The 23,971-nt window shown below is 66.1% G+C and carries 19 protein-coding genes; 9 read left to right on the top strand and 10 right to left on the bottom strand.

All coding sequences use genetic code 11. From position 1 onward, the window contains the following. The first annotated feature begins 120 nt into the window (after positions 1–120). A complete protein-coding gene (locus tag HALZIN_RS0103650; protein ID WP_031382891.1) occupies positions 121–1,374 on the top strand; it encodes an exonuclease SbcCD subunit D in 1,254 nt (417 codons plus the stop codon). Then, entirely contained in the window at positions 1,371–4,664 is a 3,294-nt protein-coding gene (locus HALZIN_RS0103645) for an AAA family ATPase (RefSeq protein WP_031382890.1), read from the top strand. The genes HALZIN_RS0103650 and HALZIN_RS0103645 overlap by 4 nt, the downstream gene beginning before the upstream one ends. Positions 4,665–4,701: 37 nt before the next feature. Here HALZIN_RS0103645 and wrbA read toward each other — a convergent pair whose 3' ends face one another. Further along, positions 4,702–5,307 carry an NAD(P)H:quinone oxidoreductase gene (gene wrbA, locus HALZIN_RS0103640; protein WP_031382889.1) on the bottom strand — a complete coding sequence of 202 codons (606 nt, stop codon included), beginning with the start codon at positions 5,305–5,307 and terminating at the stop codon, positions 4,702–4,704. Between the two features lie 308 nt (positions 5,308–5,615). Here wrbA and argE point away from each other — a divergent pair, with 308 nt between their 5' ends. Then, positions 5,616–6,773: an acetylornithine deacetylase gene (gene argE, locus HALZIN_RS0103635; protein ID WP_031382888.1), complete on the top strand. Its 1,158-nt coding sequence runs from the start codon at positions 5,616–5,618 to the stop codon at positions 6,771–6,773. A gap of 86 nt (positions 6,774–6,859) precedes the next feature. After that, positions 6,860–7,621 carry a FadR/GntR family transcriptional regulator gene (locus tag HALZIN_RS0103630; RefSeq protein ID WP_031382887.1) on the top strand — a complete coding sequence of 254 codons (762 nt, stop codon included), beginning with the start codon at positions 6,860–6,862 and terminating at the stop codon, positions 7,619–7,621. A gap of 29 nt (positions 7,622–7,650) precedes the next feature. On the opposite strand, the gene HALZIN_RS0103625 is transcribed toward HALZIN_RS0103630, so the two are convergent. From HALZIN_RS0103625 to HALZIN_RS0103590, 8 genes are all read right to left on the bottom strand, one after another. Next, a complete protein-coding gene (locus HALZIN_RS0103625; RefSeq protein ID WP_031382886.1) occupies positions 7,651–9,456 on the bottom strand; it encodes an IlvD/Edd family dehydratase in 1,806 nt (601 codons plus the stop codon). 87 nt (positions 9,457–9,543) lie between these two features. Then, entirely contained in the window at positions 9,544–10,572 is a 1,029-nt protein-coding gene (locus HALZIN_RS0103620; RefSeq protein WP_031382885.1) for an ABC transporter ATP-binding protein, read from the bottom strand. 4 nt (positions 10,573–10,576) lie between these two features. After that, positions 10,577–12,217, bottom strand: coding sequence for a glycoside hydrolase family 43 protein (locus tag HALZIN_RS0103615; protein ID WP_031382884.1), 1,641 nt, complete (start codon positions 12,215–12,217; stop codon positions 10,577–10,579). Between the two features lie 3 nt (positions 12,218–12,220). Continuing rightward, complete coding sequence (locus tag HALZIN_RS0103610; protein ID WP_031382883.1) at positions 12,221–13,051, bottom strand: carbohydrate ABC transporter permease; 831 nt, start codon at positions 13,049–13,051, stop codon at positions 12,221–12,223. Then, positions 13,048–13,971 (bottom strand): carbohydrate ABC transporter permease, encoded by a 924-nt coding sequence (locus HALZIN_RS0103605; RefSeq protein ID WP_031382882.1) that lies wholly within the window; start codon positions 13,969–13,971, stop codon positions 13,048–13,050. The genes HALZIN_RS0103610 and HALZIN_RS0103605 overlap by 4 nt, the downstream gene beginning before the upstream one ends. 58 nt (positions 13,972–14,029) lie before the next feature. After that, positions 14,030–15,295, bottom strand: coding sequence for an ABC transporter substrate-binding protein (locus HALZIN_RS0103600; protein ID WP_031382881.1), 1,266 nt, complete (start codon positions 15,293–15,295; stop codon positions 14,030–14,032). A gap of 43 nt (positions 15,296–15,338) precedes the next feature. Continuing rightward, positions 15,339–16,220, bottom strand: a complete 882-nt coding sequence (locus HALZIN_RS0103595; RefSeq protein ID WP_031382880.1) for an SMP-30/gluconolactonase/LRE family protein — start codon at positions 16,218–16,220, stop codon at positions 15,339–15,341. Then, on the bottom strand, positions 16,217–16,987 hold the full coding sequence (locus HALZIN_RS0103590) for an SDR family NAD(P)-dependent oxidoreductase (protein WP_031382879.1): 771 nt from the start codon (positions 16,985–16,987) through the stop codon (positions 16,217–16,219). The genes HALZIN_RS0103595 and HALZIN_RS0103590 overlap by 4 nt, the downstream gene beginning before the upstream one ends. A 317-nt stretch (positions 16,988–17,304) precedes the next feature. Here HALZIN_RS0103590 and HALZIN_RS0103585 point away from each other — a divergent pair, with 317 nt between their 5' ends. The 5 genes from HALZIN_RS0103585 (at position 17,305) to HALZIN_RS0103565 (ending at position 22,808) form a co-directional block, all read left to right on the top strand. Then, positions 17,305–18,537: an ROK family protein gene (locus tag HALZIN_RS0103585; protein ID WP_031382878.1), complete on the top strand. Its 1,233-nt coding sequence runs from the start codon at positions 17,305–17,307 to the stop codon at positions 18,535–18,537. A gap of 219 nt (positions 18,538–18,756) precedes the next feature. After that, positions 18,757–19,911 carry a fumarylacetoacetate hydrolase family protein gene (locus HALZIN_RS0103580; protein WP_031382877.1) on the top strand — a complete coding sequence of 385 codons (1,155 nt, stop codon included), beginning with the start codon at positions 18,757–18,759 and terminating at the stop codon, positions 19,909–19,911. Positions 19,912–19,942: 31 nt separating this feature from the next. After that, complete coding sequence (locus HALZIN_RS17795; RefSeq protein ID WP_201448171.1) at positions 19,943–20,119, top strand: hypothetical protein; 177 nt, start codon at positions 19,943–19,945, stop codon at positions 20,117–20,119. 35 nt (positions 20,120–20,154) lie between these two features. Next, entirely contained in the window at positions 20,155–21,159 is a 1,005-nt protein-coding gene (gene araD1 / locus HALZIN_RS0103570; RefSeq protein ID WP_031382876.1) for an AraD1 family protein, read from the top strand. 71 nt (positions 21,160–21,230) lie between these two features. After that, positions 21,231–22,808, top strand: coding sequence for an aldehyde dehydrogenase (NADP(+)) (locus HALZIN_RS0103565; protein WP_031382875.1), 1,578 nt, complete (start codon positions 21,231–21,233; stop codon positions 22,806–22,808). Between the two features lie 86 nt (positions 22,809–22,894). Here HALZIN_RS0103565 and HALZIN_RS0103560 read toward each other — a convergent pair whose 3' ends face one another. Then, positions 22,895–23,869 carry a LysR substrate-binding domain-containing protein gene (locus HALZIN_RS0103560; protein WP_231664250.1) on the bottom strand — a complete coding sequence of 325 codons (975 nt, stop codon included), beginning with the start codon at positions 23,867–23,869 and terminating at the stop codon, positions 22,895–22,897. Positions 23,870–23,971: the final 102 nt, after the last annotated feature.

The raw sequence follows: 23,971 nt of genomic DNA, 5'->3' as shown, positions 1-23,971 counted from the left end.
TTGTCATCCTTGCCCTTTAGCCTAGCAGTCAGTTCTCATGCGCCCGAAACAAGCTGGACCCGCTTCGCCGAGGCGCTACACTGGGCGCACTTTTTTCACCGGCCGGCTCAGGAGCTCTCCGTGAAACTGCTGCACACCGCCGACTGGCACCTGGGCCAGACCTTCCACGGCCAGGAGCGCCACGTCGAACACCAGGCGTTCCTCGACTGGCTGCTCGCGACCCTGGAGGAACGCCACAGCGACGCCCTGCTGATCGCCGGCGATATCTTCGACGTGGTCAATCCCTCGCTGCGCGCCCAGCAACAGCTCTACGACTTCATCGTCAGCGCCCACCAACGGCTGCCACGGCTGAGAATCGTGCTGATCGCCGGCAATCACGACAGCGGCGCACGCATCGAGTTGCCCGGGCCGCTGCTGGAGCGTCTGCGCACCCATGCGCTGGGCCGCGTGATCTGGCTCGACGATGGCCAGGGCGAGGCTGCCCGCCTCGCTGCCGAGCGGCTGCTGATACCGCTCGAGGCCGCCGACGGCCAGATCGCGGCCTGGTGCCTGGCGCTGCCCTTCCTGCGCCCCGCCGAAGTCACCGGCGGCGCGCATGGCGACGATTACGTCAGCGGCGTCGAGCGCGTTCACCGCGAACTGATCGAGTGCGCCGAGGCGCGGCGGCGCCCCGGCCAGGCGCTGGTCGCCATGAGTCACGCGCATATCCAGGGCGCCAGCGTGTCGGCCGACAGCGAGCGGCCGATCGTCATCGGCGGCGAGGAATCGCTGCCCGGCACGCTGTTTCCCGCCTCGCTGGCCTATGTCGCCCTCGGCCACCTGCACCGCCCGCAGCAGGTCGGCGAGGCGCGTATCCGCTACAGCGGCTCGCCGCTGCCGATGGATTTTTCCGAGGTCGATTATCCGCACCAGGTCCTCGAAGTGACTCTCGACGGCGAAACGCTGGCCGGCTGCGAGGCGATCCGCGTGCCCCGCGCGGTGGCCCTGCTGCGCGTCGGGCCGGCACCGCTCGACGCAGTCGTGGCGGAGCTCGAGGCCCTCGACGGCGACCCCGAAACCCCGCGCGAACGCTGGCCCTGGCTGGAGGTACGGGTCGAGCTCGACGCCCCGCGGGTCGACCTGCGCACCTGTATCGAGCAAGCGCTCGCCGGCAAGGCGGTGCGCCTGGTCCGCATCCAGTCGCTGTATGCTGGCAGTCGCGACGCCGCCGGCCACGACGCCGCACCGCAGCAGGCCCCCGAGCCGGCGGCGCTGTTCGCCCATGCCTGGGAGCAGCAGTTCGGCGCCCCGCCGGACGCCGACGTCACGGGCGATTTCGCCAGCCTGCTCACCGAGCTCGCCCATGCCGACTCGGCGGAGGACGCCGACGCGTGAAGATCCTCGCCATTCGCCTTCACAACCTCGCCTCGCTGGCCGGCGAGCATGTCATCGACTTCAGCGCCGGGCCGCTCGCCGACAGCGGGCTGTTCGCGATCACCGGGCCCACCGGTGCCGGCAAGAGCACCCTGCTCGATGCCCTGTGCCTGGCGCTCTACGGCAACACCCCGCGGCTGCGCCAGGCGCCGTCGCGGGACTCGCTGGCCCCCGATGTCGGCGACGAACGGCTGACCACCGCCGATCCGCGCACCCTGCTGCGGCGCGGCACCGCCAGCGGCTACGCCGAGGTCGACTTCGTCGGCCGCGACGGCGCGCGCTACCGGGCACGCTGGTCGGTACGCCGCGCCCGCAACCGCCCCGACGGCCGCCTGCAGGCCGTCGAGCAGGCGCTCATCGAATTACCCGGCGAACGCGTGCTGGCCAGCCAGAAACGCGATTTCGAGCGTCTGCTGCCGCAACGCCTGGGGCTCAACTTCGACCAGTTCACGCGCGCCGTGCTGCTTGCCCAGAGCGAATTCAGCGCCTTTCTCAAGGCCGACGACAACGCCCGCAGCGAACTGCTCGAACGGCTCACCGACACCGGCATCTATTCGCGTATCTCGATCGCCGCCTATCAGCGCGCCAAGCAGGCCGCCGAGCGGGTGCGCGAGGTCGAGGCGCGTCTCGACGGCGAGCCGCCGGCCGAGCCCGCCGAGCGTGTTGCGTTGGAAGACGCGGCACGCGATGCCGACCGCGACTGGCAGGCGATCCAGCAGCGCGAGAAAGCGCTGCACGCCGAACAGGCCTGGCTCGATCAGGAGTACAGCCTGCGCGCAGCCTGGCAACGGGCCGAGCGCGAAAGCGCCGCCAGCGAGGACGAATGGCGTGCCCTCGGCGCGACGCGCCGAACGCTCGAACGGCTCGAGACCCTGGCCGCGAAGCGCCACGACTTTCACGAACGCGACCGGCTGGCCCGCCAGGCCGATGAGCTCGGGGCCCGGCTCGCCGAGGTCCAGACAAGGCGTCAGGCCAGCGATGCCCGGCAGGCCGAGCAGGACCGCGCTTTCCAGGCCGCCGACGCATCCCTGGCCGCGGCCCGCCAGGCCCAGCGCGAGGCCCAGCCCGCCTTGCAGGCCGCCAGCGAGAGTCGCCAACGGCTCGACTATCTACGCCACGAGCTCGACGAACTCGACGCCGAACATCGTCGCCTCGGGGAGCGCCGCGTCGAGCTGACCCGCGAGCTGGACGATCAGCGCCGACAGCGCCAACACAAGGCCGAGGAGCTCGCCGCCCTCGAGCAGCGTCTCGGCGGCGATCCCGAACAAGCCCGCCTGGCGCTACAGGCCCGCCACGACGAGATGCGTCAACGCCACGCCGAGCTCGACGCACTGCGTCATGTCGCCCAACGCTGGCAGGCGCTCGATGCCGAATACCGGGCGCTCGACGAACGCCAGCGCCACGATCAGGACCGGCAGCAACGCCTGCTCGCCGAGGGCAGACAGGCCCGCGGCCGGCTCGACGCCTGCCAGCGCGACGCCGAACGTTGCCAAGCCAGTATCCAGCGCCTGCGCGCGGCGCGCAGCGAGCGGGTCGAGGCGCTACGCACCCAGCTCGAAGCCGAGCACCCCTGCCCGGTCTGCGGCAGCCACGAGCATCCCTACCGGCACGCCCCGCCGCCCTCGCCCGATCAGGCCGCCCTGGCGGCGAGCGTCGCCGAGGAGGAGCGTCAACTGGCCGAGGTCGACCGGTCGCTCGCCACGGCCCGTGACGAGCATCAACGACTGAGTGCCGACTATCAGGCGCTGCGTGCGCAAGACCAGCAACGCCAGCGGCGCCTGGCGGAGTTGAGCGAGTCGTGCGACGGCGCGCGCCGGGCGCTCGACGCCCAGCCATTGGCCGGCGAATACCTGGCCGACGAGGTCGACCGGGATGTCCAGCGCGGCGCGAACTGGCTGGACGAGCAGCTCGCCGCCAGCCGCCTGCAGCGCGACGAGCTCGCCGCCAAGCTGACCCGACTCGATGACGATCGCCGCCACCAGCAACCGCTGCGCGAAGCGCTCAACCGCCTCGACCTGACGATCGGCCGGCAGCAGAGTCAGCTCGAGCCACTCGACAGCAGGCTAGGCGAGATCGACCGGGCCCGGCCGCCCCGGCACGCGCAGTGTGCCGAGCTCGAGCGCGACATCGCCGCGCGGCTCGGCAACCACCTCAGTATCGATGCCTGGCGAGAGACACTGGAGCGCGCCTGCAGCGAGGCCCAGCAGCATGCCGACCGGACCCGCGAAGCGCGCGACGCCGTGCGGCTGGAAAGCCAGCGCCTGGCCCAGCAGCAGCACGATCTGACGATACGTGTCGAGCAGACCCGGGAGGCACTGCGTGCGCTGACCACCGAGCTCAGCGCCTGGCAAGCCGCCAATCCGGCGTTCGACGACGCCACGCTGGCCGAACTGCTGACGATGGACGACGCTTCGCAACGTGCCTTGCGTGAACGTGTCGAAAACGCACACAGGATACGGGAAGCCTGTCGGGTACGCGCCGGCGAGCGCCGCGACGGGTTGCTCGAGCATCGCCGTCAAAGGCTCGACGAGCCCGATCAGGAGACGCCCGAAAACGACCACGCGCGTCTCGACCAGCGCCGCGAACAGGCCAGCCAGGCCCGCGAGGCGCTGGCCCCCGCCGGCGACGCCGCCCAGCAGCAGCGCGACCGGGCGATGGCCGCGCTGCACGACGACGACCGCCGCCGGGCCCGCCAGCAGGAACTACAAGCAACGCTAACGACGGCGCGGGACGAACACCGTCGCTGGGGACGCATCAGCGAGCTGATCGGCTCCGCCGACGGCAAGGCCTTCCGGCGTATCGCCCAGGCCTATAACCTCGAACAGTTGCTCGCCCACGCCAATCAGCACCTCACCGGCCTCACCCGGCGCTACCGGCTGGCCCGCGGCGGCAGTCCGCTGGGCCTGCTGGTGGTGGATACCGAGATGGGCGATGAACGCCGCTCAGTGCATTCGCTATCCGGCGGCGAGACCTTTCTGGTCTCGCTGGCGCTGGCATTGGGCCTGGCGTCGATGGCCTCCGGCAAGCTCGACATCGAGACGCTGTTCATCGACGAAGGCTTCGGCAGCCTCGACCCGCATTCGCTGGCGCTGGCCATGGAAGCGCTCGACGGCCTACAGGCCCAGGGCCGCAAGGTGGGCGTGATCTCCCACGTGCAGGAGATGCACGAGCGCATTCCGACCCGCATGCGGGTCGAGCCGACCGGCAATGGCGCCAGCCGGATCGTTCAGGAAACCACGCAGCTGGGCTGACCGAGACGGCACAGGCCCGCCCAGGCTTAACTCGACTTCAACCGGCCAGCTTGGCGGTGAGCTTGGCCACGTGTTCGCCCTGGAAACGGGCGATGGTCAGTTCGTTGTCGCTGGGCTGGCGGCTGCCGTCGCCACCGGCCAGGGTCGTCGCCCCATAGGGAGTGCCGCCGGATACCTCGCCGAGTTCGGTGAGCGCCGCGCAGGAATACGGTACCCCCACCACCACCATTCCCAGGTGGAACAGCATGGTATGGATCGAGGTCAGGGTGGTTTCCTGGCCGCCGTGCTGGCTGGCCGTGGAAGTGAAGGCGCTGCCGACCTTGCCGACCAGCTTGCCCTGGGCCCAGACGCCACCGGTCTTGTCCCAGAAGTTGCGCATCTGCGAGGTCATGTTGCCGTAGCGGGTGGGCGTGCCGATGATGATCGCGTCGTAGTCGACCAGCGCATTGGGATCGTCGAGCACCGCTGCTTGCTGATCGCGCTTGTAGCCCGATTGCTCGGCGACGTCATCGGGCACCAGTTCGGCGACGCGGCGGATCTCCACCTCGCTGCCGGCGACGCTGCGCGCGCCTTCGGCGACGGCGTTGGCCATGGTCTCGATATGACCATAGCTTGAATAATAGATCACCAGAATGCGGCTCATGACGGCTCCTTGTTCAGGGATAAGCTAAAAGATGAATCGAGCAGATGAATGATAGCCCGCCTTCAAGATGGGCCAAGTCGAGCGCCTGGTCAAAAGCCTGCCGGCTCGGCTGGCGCGCATGTTAGGCTGGACGCAACAAGGAAGCGCTGAACAAATAGGTGAGCGGGATGAAGCGCAAGGCGTACGGAGCACAGGAACCAGAGCATATGGGTTATATGTGAGGGTTCCGCGCACCGCACAACGCAGCGATTCGCCCGCGCAGACATTTGTGCAGTGTTTCCACAGTCCCGGAGCCCATCGGAGCCTTCATGCGATCCGCCCAGCAACTCCTCGAAACCCTCGTCGGCCATCCCAGCGTGTCACGCGACTCCAACCTGGAGCTGATCCGCTTCATCGAAGGCTACCTCGACGAATTCGACCTGCCCTACCAGCGCATCGAGAACCACGACGGCACCAAGGCCAACCTGCTGGCCCGCATCGGCCCCCGGGTCGAAGGCGGCGTGGTGCTGTCGGGCCACACCGATGTGGTGCCGGTGGACGGCCAGCCGTGGACCAGCGATCCGTTCTCGCTGACCGAGCGCGACGACGGCCGGCTTTACGGGCGTGGCAGTTGCGACATGAAGGGTTTCATCGCCTGCGCGCTGGCCCAGATTCCGCGCTGGGTGGAGCGGGAGCTTGCCCGGCCGATCTATCTGGCGCTGTCCTACGACGAAGAGGTCGGCTGCATTGGCGCGCCGGGCCTGATCGAGGCGCTGATGGCCGACGAGCCGCGCCCCGCCGCGGTGATCGTCGGCGAGCCGACGCTGATGGCGCCGGTGGTCACCCAGAAGGGCATCACCAACCTGCGCACCACGGTGAGCGGTCGCGAAGCGCACTCCAGCCAGGTCGACCAGGGCGTCTCGGCGATCCACGTCGCCGCCCGGCTGGTCGCCAGGATCGAGGACATCATGGCCGAGCTGACCGCCGAGGGGCGGGTCGACGAGGCCTTCAATGTCGCCCACTCCAGCCTGCACGTCGGCAAGATCCAAGGTGGCACAGCGATCAACATCACTGCCCGCGAGTGCCAGTTCGACTGGGAGATCCGCCACCTGCCCGGGGACGGTTTCGACAGCGTATTCGCCCGTTTCGACGACTATGCCCGGCGCCTCGAGGCCGAGCTTCGCGAGCGTGCGCCCCAGGTGAACATCCGTACCGAGCACCTTACCGACACCGTGCCGGCGCTGGCCGATCGCGACAACGCGGCGGCCCTCACGCTGTGTCGCGAACTGCTCGGCGAGCATGACAGCGAGGCGGTGGCCTACGCCACCGAGGCCGGCCAGTTCCAGCGTGCCGGACTGCCCACCGTGATCTGCGGCCCGGGCAGCATCGCCCAGGCGCATCAACCCGACGAATATCTTGAAATTGATCAGCTCGATGCCGGCTCGACGTTCATGCACCGATTAGGCGATCGCCTGGCGAGCCGCTGATCAGTGCACGTGTCACACCTAAGTGACATTGCTCAAATGTTGAACATATGTCAGCGTGAATCAAACACTGGCTGGAAACTCCTGACGTGAAGGCAAAGCAACGCAAGTCACCGCTGCGACCCAGTGTCGCCGAGGCCCTTGCCGAATCCATCTTTTCCGGGCATTACCAGCCCGGCGACTTCGTCCCCAAGGAACTCGCACTGTGCGAGCAGTTCGCCATCAATCGCTCGGCGGTGCGCAGCGACCTGCGTCAGCTGGTCGACGTGGGGATCATCGAGCGTATCTCGGGCCACGGTTCCAAGGTTCGCGAATACGCCGACTGGAACATCCTCGATCCGCAGGTCACCGCCTGGATGACCCGTTACGCGGCCCCCAATGCCAAGGTCCAGCGCGAAATCCTGACCTTCCGCCTCGACGTCGAGCCCTATGTCGCGATGACCGCCGCCAGACGCGCCACGGCGCGCGACCTGGTGACGCTCGAAGAAGCCTTCGAGGGCATGGGCCAGTACCTGCACAATGCCGACAGCGGCGAGGCGCGCCGGTTGCACAGCGATTACGACGTGGCCTTTCACGAGGCGATTTTCAAGGCGACCCACAACATCGTCTGGGCGCAGCTCTCGCATATCCTGCGCCCCTCCATCTACCTGCTGGTGTCGATGTCCAACGTCAGCGAGACCGACGACCCGGCCGAGAGTCTGGAGCGTCACCGGCGATTGATGGAACACATTCGCGCCCGCCAACCGCGCGAAGCGTTCCGCGCGGCCCAGGCAGTGCTCGCCGGCACCGCCAAGGCGCTCGGCCTGGAAGCCCCCGAAACGTCGCTGGGACGCAGCGTGGAGCTCGACTGAGCCGCCTTTCCCAACACACAGCAAGCCATTCAGTGATTGTCGCGGGGCGGCGACCGGCGTGCCACGTCGCGGTACTTGGTCGCCGGTTCCAGGGTCATGCCGCGGTCGTGCTGTTCCACCAGGCTGCGCTGAATCTCCTGCCACGGCGTCTGGTGTGGCGGATAGATATACCCACCCCGTGAAGCAAGGCGCTCGCGACGCTGCGCCAGTTGATCATCGGCAATCAGCAGATTCGCCTCGCCACGCCGCAGGTCGATGCGAATGCGATCGCCGGTCTCGAGCAGCGCCAGGCCCCCGCCCGTCGCCGCCTCGGGCGAGGCGTTGAGAATCGACGGCGAGCCCGAGGTGCCCGACTGACGCCCGTCGCCGATGCACGGCAGCGACTCGATGCCCTGGCGAATCAGCGCCTCGGGCGGCTGCATGTTGACCACCTCGGCGCCACCCGGATGGCCCACCGGCCCGGCGCCGCGCATGACCAGAATGGTGTTTTCGTCGACAGCCAGATCAGGATCGTCGATGCGCGCATGGTAATCCTCGGCGCCGTCGAACACCGCCACGCGGCCCTCGAAAGCGTCGGGGTCCTCGGCGCGACTCAAAAAACGCCGGCGGAAGTCGCTGGCGATCACGCTGGTCTTCATCAGCGCCGAATCGAACAGGTTGCCCTTGAGGTTGATGAAGCCGGCGGCCTCGACCAGCGGATTGGCATAGCGGCGGATGACGTCGTCGTCGCTCGTCTCGCGGCCGGCGGCGTTGGCGGCCAGGCTCTGGCCGTTGACGGTGATTACCTCGCCATGCAGCTTGCCGGCGCCGAGCAGTTCGCTGATCACCGCCGGCACGCCGCCGGCGCGATAGAACTCCTCGGAGAGATAGATGCCCGCCGGCATGACGTTGGCCAGCAGCGGAATCTGATGGCCCAGGCGCTGCCAGTCGTCGTTGTCGATCTCTATGCCGGCGTGGCGGGCGATGGCGTTGATGTGCACCGGCGCGTTGGAGGAGCCGCCCAGTGCCGAGCACACCACGATGGCGTTCTCGAACGCCTCGCGGGTAAGAATATCGCTGGGCCGCAGATCTTCCCAGACCATCCCGACGATACGCTCGCCGGTCTGGTAGGCGACCATCGAGCGCTCCTTGTAGGGCGCGGGAATCATCGCCGAGCCCGGCAGGCTCATGCCCAGCGCCTCGGCCATCGAGTTCATGGTCGAGGCGGTGCCCATGGTATTGCAGTGCCCCACCGAGGGCGCCGAATCGGTGATCCGGGCAAGGAATTCGGGATACTCGATGTCGCCGGCCGCCAGCCGCTTGCGCAGCTCCCAGACCACGGTGCCCGAGCCCACCCGCTCGCTGCCCCGCCAGCCGTTGAGCATCGGCCCGCCGGAGAGCACGATCGCCGGGATGTTGACCGTGGCCGCCGCCATCAGGCAGGCCGGGGTGGTCTTGTCGCAGCCGGTGGTCAACACCACCCCGTCGAGCGGGTAGCCATGGAGTATCTCGACCAGTCCCAGATAGGCCAGGTTACGGTCCAGCGCCGCCGTCGGCCGGCGCACGTTCTCGTGGATCGGGTGCAGGGGAAACTCGAACGGCACCCCGCCGGCGGCGCGGATGCCATCCTTGACCCGCTTGACCAGCTCGATGTGATGGCGGTTGCAGGGCGTGAGATCGGACCCCGACTGGGCGATACCGATGATCGGCTTGCCGCTGACCAGTTCGTCCAGGGTGATGCCGTAGTTCATGTAGCGTTCGATGCACAGCGCGGTGGTGCCCGGATGCTCGGGGTTGTCGAACCACCAGCGCGAGCGCAGCTGCTCGGGCGTGATGCGGCGTGACTCGTTGGCCATGTCAGCTCCTTGTCCTTGCTGGACGCCGGGATTGGCTTGGGGTTAAGTCAAACATATCTTTTGTATGTTCAACATACACCGATAGCCTTAGACGCCCGATGCAGCTGGCGGAATCTCGATACGCATCCCGTCGCCATCGAAGCAATGCAGCGCGTCGGTTCGCGGCGTCATCCACAGCGACTCACCGGACTTCGTCGGGTCATCGCCCGGCAAGCGCACGATGAGATCGCCCAGATCCTCGCCATCGATATAGGCGAAGGTGTCGGCGCCGAGCTTCTCGATCACCCGCACGCGACCGCGCCAGACGCCCTGCTCGCGGCTGACATCGATATGCTCGGGCCTCACTCCCAGCGTGTGCGCGCCATACGCTTGCGCGGTCTCGCCCTCGATCAGGTTCATGCGCGGCGAGCCGATGAATCCGGCCACGAAGCGCGTCGCGGGGCGCGTGTAGAGCTCCATCGGGGTCCCCGCCTGCTCGATGCATCCGCCGTTCATGACCACGATCCGGTCGGCCAGGGTCATCGCCTCGACCTGATCGTGGGTCACGTAGACCATCGTCGCACCAAGCCGCTGGTGCAGTTCGGCCAGTTCGACGCGCATGCGGTTGCGAAGTGACGCATCCAGGTTGGAGAGCGGCTCGTCGAACAGGAACACCCCGGGGTTGCGCACGATGGCCCGGCCGATCGCCACGCGCTGGCGCTGCCCGCCGGAGAGCGCCGCCGGCTTGCGATCGAGATACTCCTCGAGATTGAGCAAGCGTGCCGCCTCGTCGACCTTGGCCTTGCGCTCATCGGCGGGCACCTTGGCCAGGCGCATGCCGAAGTCGATGTTGCGGGCCACGCTCATGTGCGGATAAAGCGCATAGGACTGGAAGACCATCGCCACGTTGCGCTCGGCGGGTTCCTCCTGGGTCACGTCGCGCCCGTCGATCGACACCGAACCTTCGCTGGCGGTCTCGAGACCGGCGATGATACGCAGCAGCGTGGACTTGCCGCATCCCGAGGGCCCCACCAGCACGGTGAAGCTGCCGTCGTCGATCGCCAGGTGCATGTCGGGAATCACGTCCGCGCCGCCCTTGAAGCGTTTGCGGATACCCGTCAGGGTCACGTCGGCCATGGAATCATCCTCTCAACGAGTCATTGCCGGCCGCGTCTGCGTCGGACCGGATGTAGCGAAACGCGCTGAAGTCCGCCGGCAGGCCGCGACCGCTGATATCGTGCGCCGCCATGCCCAGGAAGGTGCCGGTGAAGTAGCCGTGAGCACGCCCCGCTCCCTCGTCGGAAAGCATCCCGGCATCCAGCGTCGGACCGATCGGCTGCCACTCGCCGGTACCCTCGGCATAGCGAAACCGAAGGCTGGCGCCATCCATCGTCAGGCCCAGGCGCAGGGGCGTGGCCTCGTCGAGCACCACCGGCGAAGCCAGGGGAAAGTCGAGATCGCCGCTCGGCCAGTTATCGGCGCAGCTCAGGATCGTCAGCACGCGCTGGCCGGAAGCGTCGCGGGTGACCGCCAGGTAGTGGAACTTGAAGCGGTTGTAGTAGGCGATCAGGCCGGCGCACTGCTGGTAATCCTCGGGGGCGAATTCGAGCGTGGTCTCCGCCGCGCAAACGAAGGCGTCGCGGCGCCGCGCGACCAGCGCCTGCTCGAACCAAGAGCCCGGCGACTGGCGGCCGAAGAGGCGCAGGTAGCCGGGCCGCTCGGTCAGCGAGAACAGTCGCTCGGGATAGGGTGTGCGTAACCACTGAAAGGCCATCGGCAACGTCGCGGTATCGAACGCGTGACGCTCCTCCCGCGCGGGCGGCCGGGGCGGCGCGCCGTTCGGCGCCGCCAGTTCGGCCGCCGGGGCATTGCCGCCGGTCGCCAGGCGCAGCCAGCCAGCGTCGTCCCAGCGCGCCCGTTGCAGCGCCGTTTCGCGGCCCAGCGGCGAACGCTGGGTGCCCGGCAGCGGGCGTCCGCAGAGATGCACCAGCCAGGTCTCGCCCGCCGGCGTGTCGATCAGGTCGGCGTGGCCCGCGCGCTGCAGCGCGAGGCCCTCGTCGCCCCGCGAGGTCAGCACCGGGTTGTCCGGGTGAAGCTCGTAGGGGCCGGTGATCGACCGCGATCGGGCCATGGTCACCGCATGGCCATAGCCCGTGCCGCCCTCGGCGACCAGCAGGTGATACCAGCCGTCGCGCCGATACAGGTGCGGGCCTTCGGTCAATTTCATGTCGGTGCCGGCGAAGATCGTGTGGATCGGGCCGGTCAACGCCTGCGCCTCGATATCGTATTCCTGCAGCACGATGCCGCCGAAGCGATCCGGGCCGGCCGCCTGGCGATAGTCCCACTTCAGGTTGAGCAGCCAGTGGCGGCCATCGTCGTCATGGAACAGCGACGGGTCGAAACCGCTGGCGTTGAGGAACACCGGGTCGCTCCACGGGCCTTCGATGCTCGGCGCGCTGACCAGGTAGTTGAGCCCATCCTTGAAGTGGCCCTCGTAGCGCTTCATGTCGGTATAGATCAACCAGAAGCGGCCCTGCGCATGGCTCAGGCAGGGCGCCCAGATACCGCAGGAATCGGGATTGCCGCGCATGTCGAGCTGTTCGGGCCGCTCTAGTGGCCTGCGAATCAGTCGCCAATTGACCAGATCCGTCGAATGATGGATCTGCACCCCGGGATACCATTCGAAGGTCGAGGTGGCGATGTAGTAATCCTTGCCCACCCGGCAGATCGATGGGTCCGGATTGAACCCGGGGAGAATCGGATTGGTGAACGTGACGGCCATGCCTCACCCCTTCACGGAGCCGCCGGTCAGCCCGGCGACGATGTATTTCTGCGCCGCCAGGAAGAACACGATGGCGGGCAGGATGGTCAGAGAAACGAACGCCAGGATCAGGTTCCACTGGGTCAGGTACTCGCCGCGGAACTGCATCATGCCCAGCGGCCAGGTGTAGATGGACTCGGTGTTGAACACCACCAGCGGCAGCAGGAAGTTGTTCCAGCTCTGCACGAAGACGAACACCCCGACCGTGGCGAGGATCGGCGTCGACAGCGGCAAGGTGAACGACCAGAAGAAACGCAGGTAGCTGCAGCCATCGACGTAGGCCGCTTCGAACAGCTCCCGCGGCAACTGGTCGAAGAACGCCTTGAACAGCAGGATCGCCAGCGACAGCCCGAAGGCCGTCTGCGGCAGGATCACCGCCCAGTAGGTGTCCAGCAGACCCAGGTCGCGCACCTTGATGAATAGCGGCAGGATCGCCGCCGCGAACGGGAACATCAGCCCCAGCAGCAGGTAGGAGTGCAACATGCGCGCGCCGAAGAAACGGATGTGCGAGAACACGTAGGCCGCCGACGCCCCGACGATCAGCGTCAGGATCACCGTCGCCGACGAGATCAGCAGCGAGTTGCCCAGGTACTGCCAGAAGCTGGGATCATCGAGAATGCCCGCGTAGTGGCTGACGTCCCAGCTCGCCGGCAGCCCCAGCGGATTGGTGCGCAACTGCGCGTTGCTCTTGAAACCGCCGAAGAACGCCGCCAGCAGCGGACCGATGACGAAACCGGCGACGATCAGCAGCACGATCACCCGCAGGCTGTTGCGCAGCAGGAAAAAGCGGCTCATGCGTCCTCCCTGGCCATCGCGTGGCGCTGGTAGAAGAAGGCGATCAGCATGGCGATGACGAACAGGAAGATGGCGGCGGCACTGCCGAAGCCGATCTTCAACCGGGTCAGGCCGAAGGTATAGAGGTAGGTGACGATGGTGTGGGTGCTGTTCGATGGCCCGCCGTTGGTCAGCGGAATGATGATGTCGAAGATCTGCAGCGAACCGATCAGCGCGAAGAACACGCTGACGACGATGGCGTGCTTGATCATCGGCACCTGCACGTGGCGGGCGATCTGCCAGGGGCCGGCGCCCTCTAGCCGTGCCGCCTCGACGAGATCCTTCGGCACCCCCTGCAGGGCGGCGATGTAGATCATCATGTGGAAACCGAAATACTTCCATACGATGACCGTCATGATCGCGGCGAACGCCCATTGGCGATCGGCGAGAATGTACACCGACTCCATGTCCAGGGCATTGAACAGCTGGGCCGTCACCCCGTACTCGCCGTCGAAGACGAAACTCCAGATCAGCCCGGCGGCCACCTCGGCCAGGATATAGGGCAGGAAGAACACCAGCCGGAACAGCGCATTGGCCGGCGTCTTGCGATAGATCAGCAGCGCCAGGCCCAGCGCCAGCGGCAATTGCACCACCAGCGAGACGATGACCAGTTGGACGGTGTTCCACAGTGCCGTGTGAAAGGTCGAGTGCCCCAGCAAGCGCTGATAGTTCTCCGCCCCCACGAAGTCGCTGGGCGTGGCATAGCCGTTCCAGTCGAACAGGCTGTAATAGGCGGCGTCCGCCAGGGGCAGAATGACGAACAGCGAAAACAGGATCAGCGCCGGCGGCAACAGCAGCAGTACGGCACTCAGCCGACCGCTGGCGCGGCCGCGCCGTAGCCGTTGTCGCCAGCTGGAAGGGGAATACGACGATGTAATCATGTAAACACCCGATATGAGGCTCGACAGGGGCCGTTGCCGGCCCCGGCGAAAGGCACGCTTAACGGAACTGCCAAGCTTCCTCGACGCGCTCGGCCGCTTCCTCCGGGCTGGTCACGCCCTGAGCGAGGTCATTGCTGATGTCGTTCACCGTCGCGCCGACCGAAACGCCCAGATCCTGATCGAGGAAGGTCTGATGGTAGGAGGCTTGGTCGATGTCCTTGGCCACCTTGCGGCCGTAAGGTGTCGTCAGCGCCTTCTCCGCACCCTTGACGATCGGCACGAAGATCCCGCGCTTGGCCGCCTCGCGCTGATTGTCGAGACTCAGCAGGCTCTTGAGAAAGGTCACTGCCATATCGGGAGCATCACGGGTGACCGCCCAGCCGTTCAGCCCGCCGTAGGTCGCCTCGTTGCCCTGTCCGCCTTCCACGCTGGGAAACGAGATGAAGCGCAGATCCTCGTCCGGCACCCCTTCCCCGCTCATCGAGCGCTGCTTCGAGGGCAGGTAATCCCAATCCCCCATCAGATGAAAGGCCGCCTCGCCATCGCCGAACATGCCGCTGGCCCGTTCGTAGGTGGTGGCCATGAAGCCGGGCTGGAACGGCTCGAGCTCGGCCAGTTGCTCGAGCTTTTCGCCGGCCTGGACGAAAGGCGGCGCGGCGAACCCTTCGCCCTCACCGGCCTTGGCGGCCTTGAAGCCCTGCTGTCCAGCCAGCCGCGTGGCCAGGCTGCCCCAGTAAAACTGCATCGGCCAGCCATCCTTGGCCCCCACCACGATCGGCGTGATGTCGGCCTCCTTCAATGTAGTGACGGCATCGAGGAAGTCCTGCCAGGTGTCGATGGCACCGACGTCCACGCCGGCCTTCTCGGTCAGCGCGGTGTTAGCCCAGAACCCCACTTCGGTGACGTACAGCGGTGCGCCGTAGATCTTGCCATTGATGGTAAAGGCGTCGATCGCCGAGTCCGGGAAACGCGCCTGCCAGCCGTCCTGCATGGCCGCGGTCAGATCCTTGACGAAGCCGGCCTCGACCTTCTCCTTCAGGGCCTCGCCACCCCAGCTGTAGAAGATATCCGGGCGCTGGTCGGACTGCAGCAAGGTCGGCAGCTTCGACTTGTAGGCCTCGTTGGAGAGGTAGTCGAGTTCGATGTTCACGCCGGGATGGCTGTTCTCGAATTCGCGAGCGATCTCGGCATAGTAGTCCTTCTCGACCTGACTGATCTCGACACGCATCACGCGAACGGTGGTGTCCGCCATCGCCGACTGCGCGGAGCCGAGCAGTGTGGCGACGGAGACGCTCATCAGGATCTTTCTGGGATGGCTTGACATGGCTACTCCCGTCTTGTTGTTGGAGCGTGACAAGGGCGGTCGTTCAGCGCGTGACGCGCGGTTCGATCAACCCGGGGTTGGGCGCGGGCATGGCGAACAAGCTGCCCGCCGACGGCCATTGCCGTTTTTCGGCGTCGCTTAGATGCTGCGTGGCCGTGGTGATGTAAAGCGTCCTGCGGTCGGTCCCTCCGAAAGCCACCATGGTGGGGTGCGGGCAAGGCAAGGCATGGCTTTCCAGGAAAGCGCCATGGCGATCGAACCTGGCGATCCGCCCGCCCCCGTAGAGCGCGCACCAGTAGTCGCCCCGGCTGTCGACCGCGGCGCCGTCCGGCACCCCGGGCAGGTCGTGATCCGCCAGATCGATCCATGGCTCACCCGCCTCGAGCGTGCCGCGTTCGGCATCGAAGGCGTAACGCCAAACTTGGCGGGTTGGCGAGTCGCTGTGGTAGGCGAAGCGGCCGTCGGGACTGAATGCCAGGCCGTTGGAGATGGCCAGCGCGCCCTTCACCGAGGTGAGGCGTTCGCCGTCCAGGCGATACAGGCTGGCACTCGGCGCCGCTTCGGTGGCGTCGATCGTGCCCACCCAGAATCGCCCGAGCGGATCGCAGCGGCCATCGTTGAAGCGATTGCCGGCTCCATCGAGCCATTCGGGGTTGGCGACGATCCGCGTCTTTTCGCCGCTGCCAGGGTCCAGCCGGTAGATCCCCGAGCGCGCGGCGACGATCAGCCCCGCGTCGCCCAACGCCAGGCAGCCCAGCGGCTCGCCCAGCGCGACACTATACGGTGCGGCGTCACTCCCGGGCCGCCAGCCGTAAACCAGTCCGCGGTTGATATCCACCCAATGCAGGGACTCGTTCGCCGCGTCCCACACGGGGCTCTCGCCCAGGCTCATGTCGAGCGCGACGGCGACGGCGGGCGCGCTCACCCCCAGCCTCCATCGACCGGGATCTCCTGGGCGCTGATCTGGGCGCTATCGTCGGCGGCGAGAAACAGCGCCGTTGGTGCGATATGCTCGGCTTCCAGGCGTACCTTCAGGCATTGGTGGGCCTGGATGTTGGCCTCGTCCTCGGGACTGATCCATTTATCGAGCTGGCGCTCGGTCATGACGCTGCCGGGCACCAGAGTGTTGACGCGAATGCCATGCGGGCCCAGGTCGCGGGCCAGGCTGCGCGTCAACCCGTGCACCGCGGCCTTGGCGCTGACATAGGCGGCCATGTCGCCGAGCGCCAGGCGCACGCTGACCGAGCCGAAGTTGATGATCGAACCGCCGCCCGCCTCGCGCATCTGCTCGGCCACGGCCTGAATGGTGAAGAACATCGGTCGCAGGTTGAGCGACATCCGCTCGTCCCAGTAGGCCACGTCGACATCGCGCCAATCGTGGCGGTCATCGTTGGCGGCGTTGTTGATCAGCACGCGGATGGGACCCAGCGTCTCGCCGACCCGAACGATGGTGGACTGCAGGGCTTCGACATCGCGGATATCGCAGAACTCGAAACACGGGGCACGGCCGGTTTCCCGCTCGAGTTCCTCGACCAGCGCCTCGCTCGCCTCCCTGGCGATATCGACGAACACCACCCGGGCGCCCTGGCGATGAAAGGCACGTGTCAGGGCGGCGCCGATACCGCTGCCGCCACCGGTAATGAACACCACGCGCTGTTCGAGGCTGGGGTACCGCGCTGAAGGGTGGGTCATATCGGCTCCTGTTTTCTTCGCTTTGTTTCGCTGTTTTAGGGGCTGAAAGACTAGCCACGCTTGACGCCCCTACAGCAACCAAGCGCACGATGTGGCTGGCTTCGAGTGAGATTTAATTTAGCACATGAATTAAATACAGCCACATGGCACTTTAGTCGCTTCGACAAAAGGCGAAAAAGCAAGGATTGGGATGTGCAGACGAGCAAAAAATCGGCCCAAATGAATCGTTTATTGGATTACCCCCGTTCGATTGGCATTTTTCCTTAAATCTTTTGGCGCTATATAATTAGCAACATGAATTAATTAGAGGTCTCTTCATGGTCGCCCCGGTCACCGACTCGATACGCACCGACAACACCTTGGCACTGATCCGTTCGCTGCGCGCCCATGGCGCCATGGCGCGTGTCGATCTGGCAGCCGCCAACCAGTTGAGCTCGGCGACGGTGACCTCGATCAGCGGGGAACTGCTCGAACGGGGCGTCGTCGTCGAGCGTCCACTGTCCACCCAGAACCTCGGCCATCGCGGCCGCCCCAAGACGCTGATAGCCCTGGATCCTAACGTGGCCTGCGTCATCACCATCAAGCTGTCGATCAATGAAGTGCGCTTAACGGTAGGCAACTTCTGCGGCGATCTGCACTACAGCGATACCCAGGCGATCGATACGCTGAGCTTGACGGCCGAGGCGCTGATCGAGTTGCTGATCCAGCACATCGACGGCCTGAGCCAACGCCTGGCGGCCACCTCAGGCCCGGTCGCCAGTATCTGTCTGGCCGTACAGGGAATCGTATCCCCGATACGCGGCAGCATCGTCTGGTCGCCGGCCTTCGCCCTGCGCAATGTCGATGTCGTCTCTCCGCTCCGGGCCCGCTTCGCCTGCCCGGTTCAACTGGATAACGACGCCAACTGCATCTCTGCAGCGATTACCAGCCACCCCGACTACATGACCATCCCCAACCTGGCGGTGATCATGCTCGGCTATGGCGTGGGCATGGCGATCATGATCGATGGCAAGCCCTATCTCGGCGCCCACGGTTCGTCGGCGGAGTTCGGGCATACCAAGTATGAATCCAACGGTGCGCTCTGCGCCTGCGGCAAGCGCGGCTGTATCGAGGCCTATGTCAGCGACTACGCGCTCTATCGGGACGCCCACACGCTGTTGACGCTGCCCGCCGGCGATAGCGCCCATCCCTCGGAAGAACAGATGCAGGCGCTGGTGCGGCTCGCCGAGAACGACAACCCGATCGCCCGGCAGATATTCGCCAAGGCGGGGCAGGTGCTGGGCACCGGCATCGCCAACGTGCTGGCGTTGTTCAATCCCGACCAGGTACTGATCACCGGCTCGGGCGTGCGCGCCTATGACCAGCTCAAGCCCAGCCTCGACCAGGCACTGAATGATGCGCTGGTCGAGGAACTGATCGGCCAGACGCGCCTCACCACTTACAGTTGGGACCACGACATGACCTGCATGGGCGCTATCCAACTGGCCCTGAAGGCGGCCGATCATCGGCTGGTACAACTTGATCGTTCGCAGGCCCTGCCCCTGGCCTGAGTCGCCACGCTTGCGCATGGCGCCAAACCGAGGCTGGCAAGCCGACGCAACTCGTCGGTCGACGGAGCGAACTCGCCAAGTCTGTAAGAGCAATTCGAGTCACGCCCTACGAAAGTATATGTTGAACATATATACTCTATGTTCAACATTTAAGGCCGCCTTGATCGAAGACCACACTGATCGAAGACAACAACATTTGACTGAATAGGCTCATAGACCATGCACACCCACGCACTGCTGCCTCGGGATATGCCCGACAACCGACTGCTCGGCCGGCTCTGGGACCCCGAAAGCCAAGGCCCGCGTCTGGTCACGGTGCGTAGCGGCTGGCTGCACGACATCAGCGCTCTGGCGCCGACGCTCAGCACGCTGCTCGAGCGCGACGACCTGACGGCGTGTATTGAGGCGGCCGCCGACGCCCCGCTGGTTAGCGTGGACGGATGCCTGACGAACTCGCTCGACGCCCAGGGCGATCCTGATCGCCAGTACCTGATGGCACCCTGCGATCTGCAGGCGATCAAGGCCTGTGGGGTAACGTTCGCCAGTTCGATGCTCGAGCGGGTGATCGAGGAGCAAGCCCGCGGCGACGCCAGCCTGGCGGCATCGATCCGCGAAACCATCGAGGAGCTGATCGGCGACGACCTGTCGCGTCTCGAACCGGGCTCCGAAGACGCCGCCACCCTCAAGCGCCGGCTGATCGACCTGGGCGTCTGGTCGCAATACCTCGAGGTCGGCATCGGTCCCGATGCCGAAGTCTTCACCAAGGCCCAGCCGATGTCCTCGGTGGGCTTCGGCAGCCAGGTGGGCATCCATCCAGCCTCGGCCTGGAACAATCCCGAGCCCGAAGTGGTGCTGGCGGTGGACTCTCGCGGCCGGGTGCGCGGTGCGGCGCTCGGCAACGACGTCAATCTGCGCGATGTCGAGGGCCGCTCGGCGCTGCTGCTGGGCAAGGCCAAGGACAACAACGCTTCCTGCGCCATCGGTCCCTTCGTGCGGCTGTTCGACGAGGCGTTCGGCATCGACGACGTGCGCCGCATGGAGGTGCATCTCGAGGTCGAAGGCGGCGACGACTATCGCCTCGAGGCGATCAGTTCGATGGCGCAGATCAGCCGCGACCCGCTCGATCTGGTCGAGCAGACGATTGGCGCCCACCACCAGTACCCCGACGGCTTCCTGCTGTTTCTGGGCACGCTGTTCGCACCGACCCAGGACCGTGGCAAGCCGGGCAGCGGCTTCACTCACAGGATCGGTGATCGCGTCACCATCGCCGCGCACCAACTCGGCGCGCTGATCAATCCCGTCGAGCGCTGCGATCGGATTCGCCCCTGGCGGTTCGGCAGCGGCGCCCTGCTCGACTATCTGACCCGGCGGTAATAACAGCCGCCGGGACTGATCGGTCCGTGTGGTGGCACGAACCTTGTCGCCGCCGTTGGGCCCGGCCACGTTCAACCTGAAGGGCGTGGCGTCGTCGGAGATCAGCCTCAAGGACGTCGTCGTGTCGCTGCTGCCGTTCATCGCCAACCAGCTGTGCATGCTGCCGGTCCTGCTATCGTGGTCCAACCTGGCGATGTGGCTGGTATGACGATCAACCCGCTACACTGCTCAAGGGAGCCATTTATGCGACTGATACAATGCGAACACCAAAGCCGGTTGCGCGTCGCGCTGGTCGAGGATGAGCGGCAAGTTCGCCTGCTGGACGCCGAATACGGCACCTACGGCCTGGCACAGCACGCCATTCGCGAAGGGCAAACGCTGAGCGCGGCTGCCGAGGCCGCGCTGACCGATACGCGGCTGGACTATGCCAAACTGATTGCCGAAGGCCGCCTGCGCACGCCGCTCAGCCACCCCGATCCGGCCCATTGCTTGATCAGCGGCACCGGCCTGACCCACCTGGGCAGTGCCGATACCCGCTCGGCGATGCACGCCCAGATATCGGATCAGGCCCAGGCCGCCAAGGAAGCGCTGACCGACTCGATGCGCATGTTCAAGATGGGCGTCGAAGGCGGCAAGCCCGCCGTCGGCGAGATCGGCGCCCAGCCGGAATGGTTCTACAAGGGCGACGGCGGCATCGTCGTCGATCCCGAAGCAGCGCTGTCGGTACCGGCCTTCGCCGAGGATGCCGGTGAGGAGCCCGAACTCGCCGGACTGTACGTGATCGGCGACGACGGCCAGCCGTGGCGGGTGGGTTACGCAATCGGCAACGAGTTCTCCGATCACGTCACCGAGCGCCATAACTATCTGTGGCTGGCCCACTCGAAGCTGCGCGCCTGCAGTTTCGGCCCGGAGCTGCTGATCGGCGAGCTGCCCGAGCACCTCGAGGGCACCAGCCGCATCGTGCGCGATGGCAAGACACTCTGGGAAAAGCCGTTTCTCACCGGCGAGGCCAACATGGCGCATAGCCTGGCCAATCTCGAATACCACCATTTCAAGTATCCGGGGTTCCGGCGCCCCGGCGATGTCCACGTCCACTTCTTCGGCACGGCCACCTTGAGCTTCGCCGAGAACGTCCGCACCCAGGAGGGCGATCGCTTCGAAATCGAGCTGCCGGCGCTGGGTCGCCCGCTACGCAATTCGCTGACGTTCGTCGCCGACGACGGCGCCACCACCGTCAACGCGCTCTGATTCATAGTTCTTCATAGCCAGACTCGTATCGTCGATACGACACGCTGCAGCATCATTCTCAGGAGGAAGTCATGACCTTGGAAGGCAAACTACTCATCGGCCAGCAGGCCGTCGCTGGGGCCAGCGAGCCGATTCAGGCCATCGACCCGAGCACCAATCAACGCCTGGAGCCGGCCTATGCCGGCGGCACCGCCCACGACGTCGATCGCGCCTGCGGCCTCGCCTGGGCGGCCTTCGACCGCTACCGCGAGACCTCGCTGGAGGAACGCGCGACGTTCCTCGAGACGGTAGCCTCCGAGATCGAGGCGCTCGGCGACACGCTGATCCAGCGCGCGGTGGCCGAATCCGGCCTGCCCCGGGGGCGCATCGAGGGCGAGCGCGGGCGTACCTGCGGCCAATTGAGGCTGTTCGCCCAGGTGGTGCGCGCCGGCGAGTGGCTCGACGTGCGCGTCGACCCGGCGCTGCCCGAGCGTCAGCCGATGCCGCGGGTCGACCTGCGTCAGCGCCACATCGCGCTGGGAGGCGGCCGCCTATTCGGCGCCTCGAACTTCCCGCTGGCGTTCTCGGTGGCCGGCGGCGATACCGCATCAAGCTTAGCCGCGGGCTGCCCGGTGATCGTCAAGGCGCACTCCGCCCATCCCGGCACCTCGGAACTGGTGGGCCGGGCGATCCAGCGCGCAATCGCCCAATGCAACCTGCCGGAGGGGGTGTTCTCGCTGCTGTTCGGCTCCGGGCGCGAAGTGGGCACCGCGCTGGTCGCCGATCCGCGGATCAAGGCCGGCGGCTTCACCGGCTCGCGCAGCGGCGGCCTGGCGCTGCTCAAGGTCGCCCAGAACCGTGCCGAGCCGATCCCCTTCTACGCCGAGATGAGCTCGATCAACCCGGTGTTCCCGCTGCCGGCGGCGCTCGAGGCCCGCGGCGAGGAGATGGCCAAGGGCTTCGTCGCCTCGCTCAACCTGGGCGCCGGGCAGTTCTGCACCAACCCCGGGCTGGTGATCGCCGAGCAGGGCGCGGCGCTGGACGCCTTCGTCGCCACCGCCGGCGCGGCGCTCAAGGAAAGTGCCGCGCAGACCATGCTCACCCCGGGCATTTATGACGCCTACCAGCAGGGCGTGGCGCGGCTGGCCAGCCACGACCAGGTGCGTGAAATCGCCCGCGGCCAGGTCGGCGAGACGCCCAACCAGTGCCAGGCCGGGCTGTACGTCACCTCGGCCGAGGCCTTCCTCAATGATGAGGCACTGCAGGAAGAGGTGTTCGGCTCCACCTCGCTGGTGATCGAATGTCAGGATGCCGCCGAGGTCAAGCGGGTCGCCGACCGTCTCGAAGGCCAGTTGACCATCACGCTGCAGATGGACGACGCCGATCACGACGCGGCCCGCGCGCTGCTGCCGACGCTCGAGCACAAGGCCGGGCGCATCCTGGTCAACGGCTGGCCGACCGGCGTCGAGGTCAGCCACGCGATGGTCCACGGCGGGCCGTTCCCGGCCACCTCGGACGTGCGCAGCACTTCGGTGGGCACCGCGGCGATCTATCGCTTCCTGCGTCCGGTGTGCTATCAGAATCTGCCCGACGCGCTGCGTCCCGAAGCGCTCAAGGAGGCCAATCCGCTGGGCCTCAAGCGGCTTTACGACGGAAGGCGCGAAGGCTGAGCGGCGCGAGTGATGCATGACCCGACGGGATGGCTTCGGCCGTCCCGTCGTTCTATAAGCCTCCTTTTACTGCGATTGGCGGCGTACTAACGTCCGTTCTCATCAAGAGGTTGCTCGGTCAACTCCCGCAAGTGCTCGATCAACGCCTGCGCTGCCGTCGACAGCGGTTCGTCACGCCGAGTAATGATCCCGTAATAGTCGAGAGGTTTGCCGATGATGCGCTCGAGCAGCACATATTGGCCACTTTCCAGCGGTCGCCGCAGTATCGAATGCGGCAGTACCGCCAGCATGTCGGAATTCAGCAGGAGCTGCAGGGTGGCCTGGATGGACGTGGTTTCGACGATATCACTGGGCGAGGCGATGCCCTCCGCCGCCAGCGCCGCCTCGAACACACCGCGCATCGGGCTGGTCATTGGATGCAGGATCCACGGCCAGCGACTGAGGTTTTCAATATCCGGCATGCCATGGCCTGTCGCCAGCGGGTGACCTTGACGAACCACGACACGCAGCGGCTCGTCACGCAAGGGCTCGAAGTCGAACTGATTATGCTGGTCGACATGGGTCAGGCGGCCGATCACCAGATCGAGCCGCTTGTATTCGAGTTCGGTCAATAAACGATCGCTGGTCTGCTCTTGCAGGCTAATCGACAGCCGGGGTCTCTGGCGCTTGAGTCGCGCAATCGCCGCCGGCAGGATTTCCGGCGCCGCTGCGACAATCGCACCGATCAGCAACTGCCCGTACCCCCCCTCGCGTAGATCATTGATATCACTGACCAGCCGATCCGCCTCGTTGAGCATAATGCGAGCATGACGTACGACATGCGCTCCCAGCTCCGTCAGGATCATGGCTCGCGGTTGGCGCACGAATATTGCAAAGCCGAAGAAGCCTTCGAGATCCTTGAGTATCTTGCTGGCCGCCGGCTGGCTGAGATGCATCCGGCGCGCCGTTACATGCATGTTGCGACTGTCTGCCAAGGTGGTCAGTAGCACGAGATGCTTGAACCTTAACCAACCGGTCAGTTGGATCGACGTATCCGGGGGCATGAGATTTTGCGCCGGCAATGGTACAGCCTAAACGATAACCCAAGGTAATCGGTAGCACAAAAACTTCAATTGGCCGTTATTGAACGACAAGCCTAGCCTAAACGAGGCGTGCTCGCCAAA

It is taken from the genome of Halomonas zincidurans B6, from assembly GCF_000731955.1.
Lineage (GTDB): Bacteria > Pseudomonadota > Gammaproteobacteria > Pseudomonadales > Halomonadaceae > Modicisalibacter > Modicisalibacter zincidurans.
The sequence above is the reverse complement of the archived record's forward strand: the minus strand, read 5'-3'. Positions and strand labels throughout refer to the sequence as shown.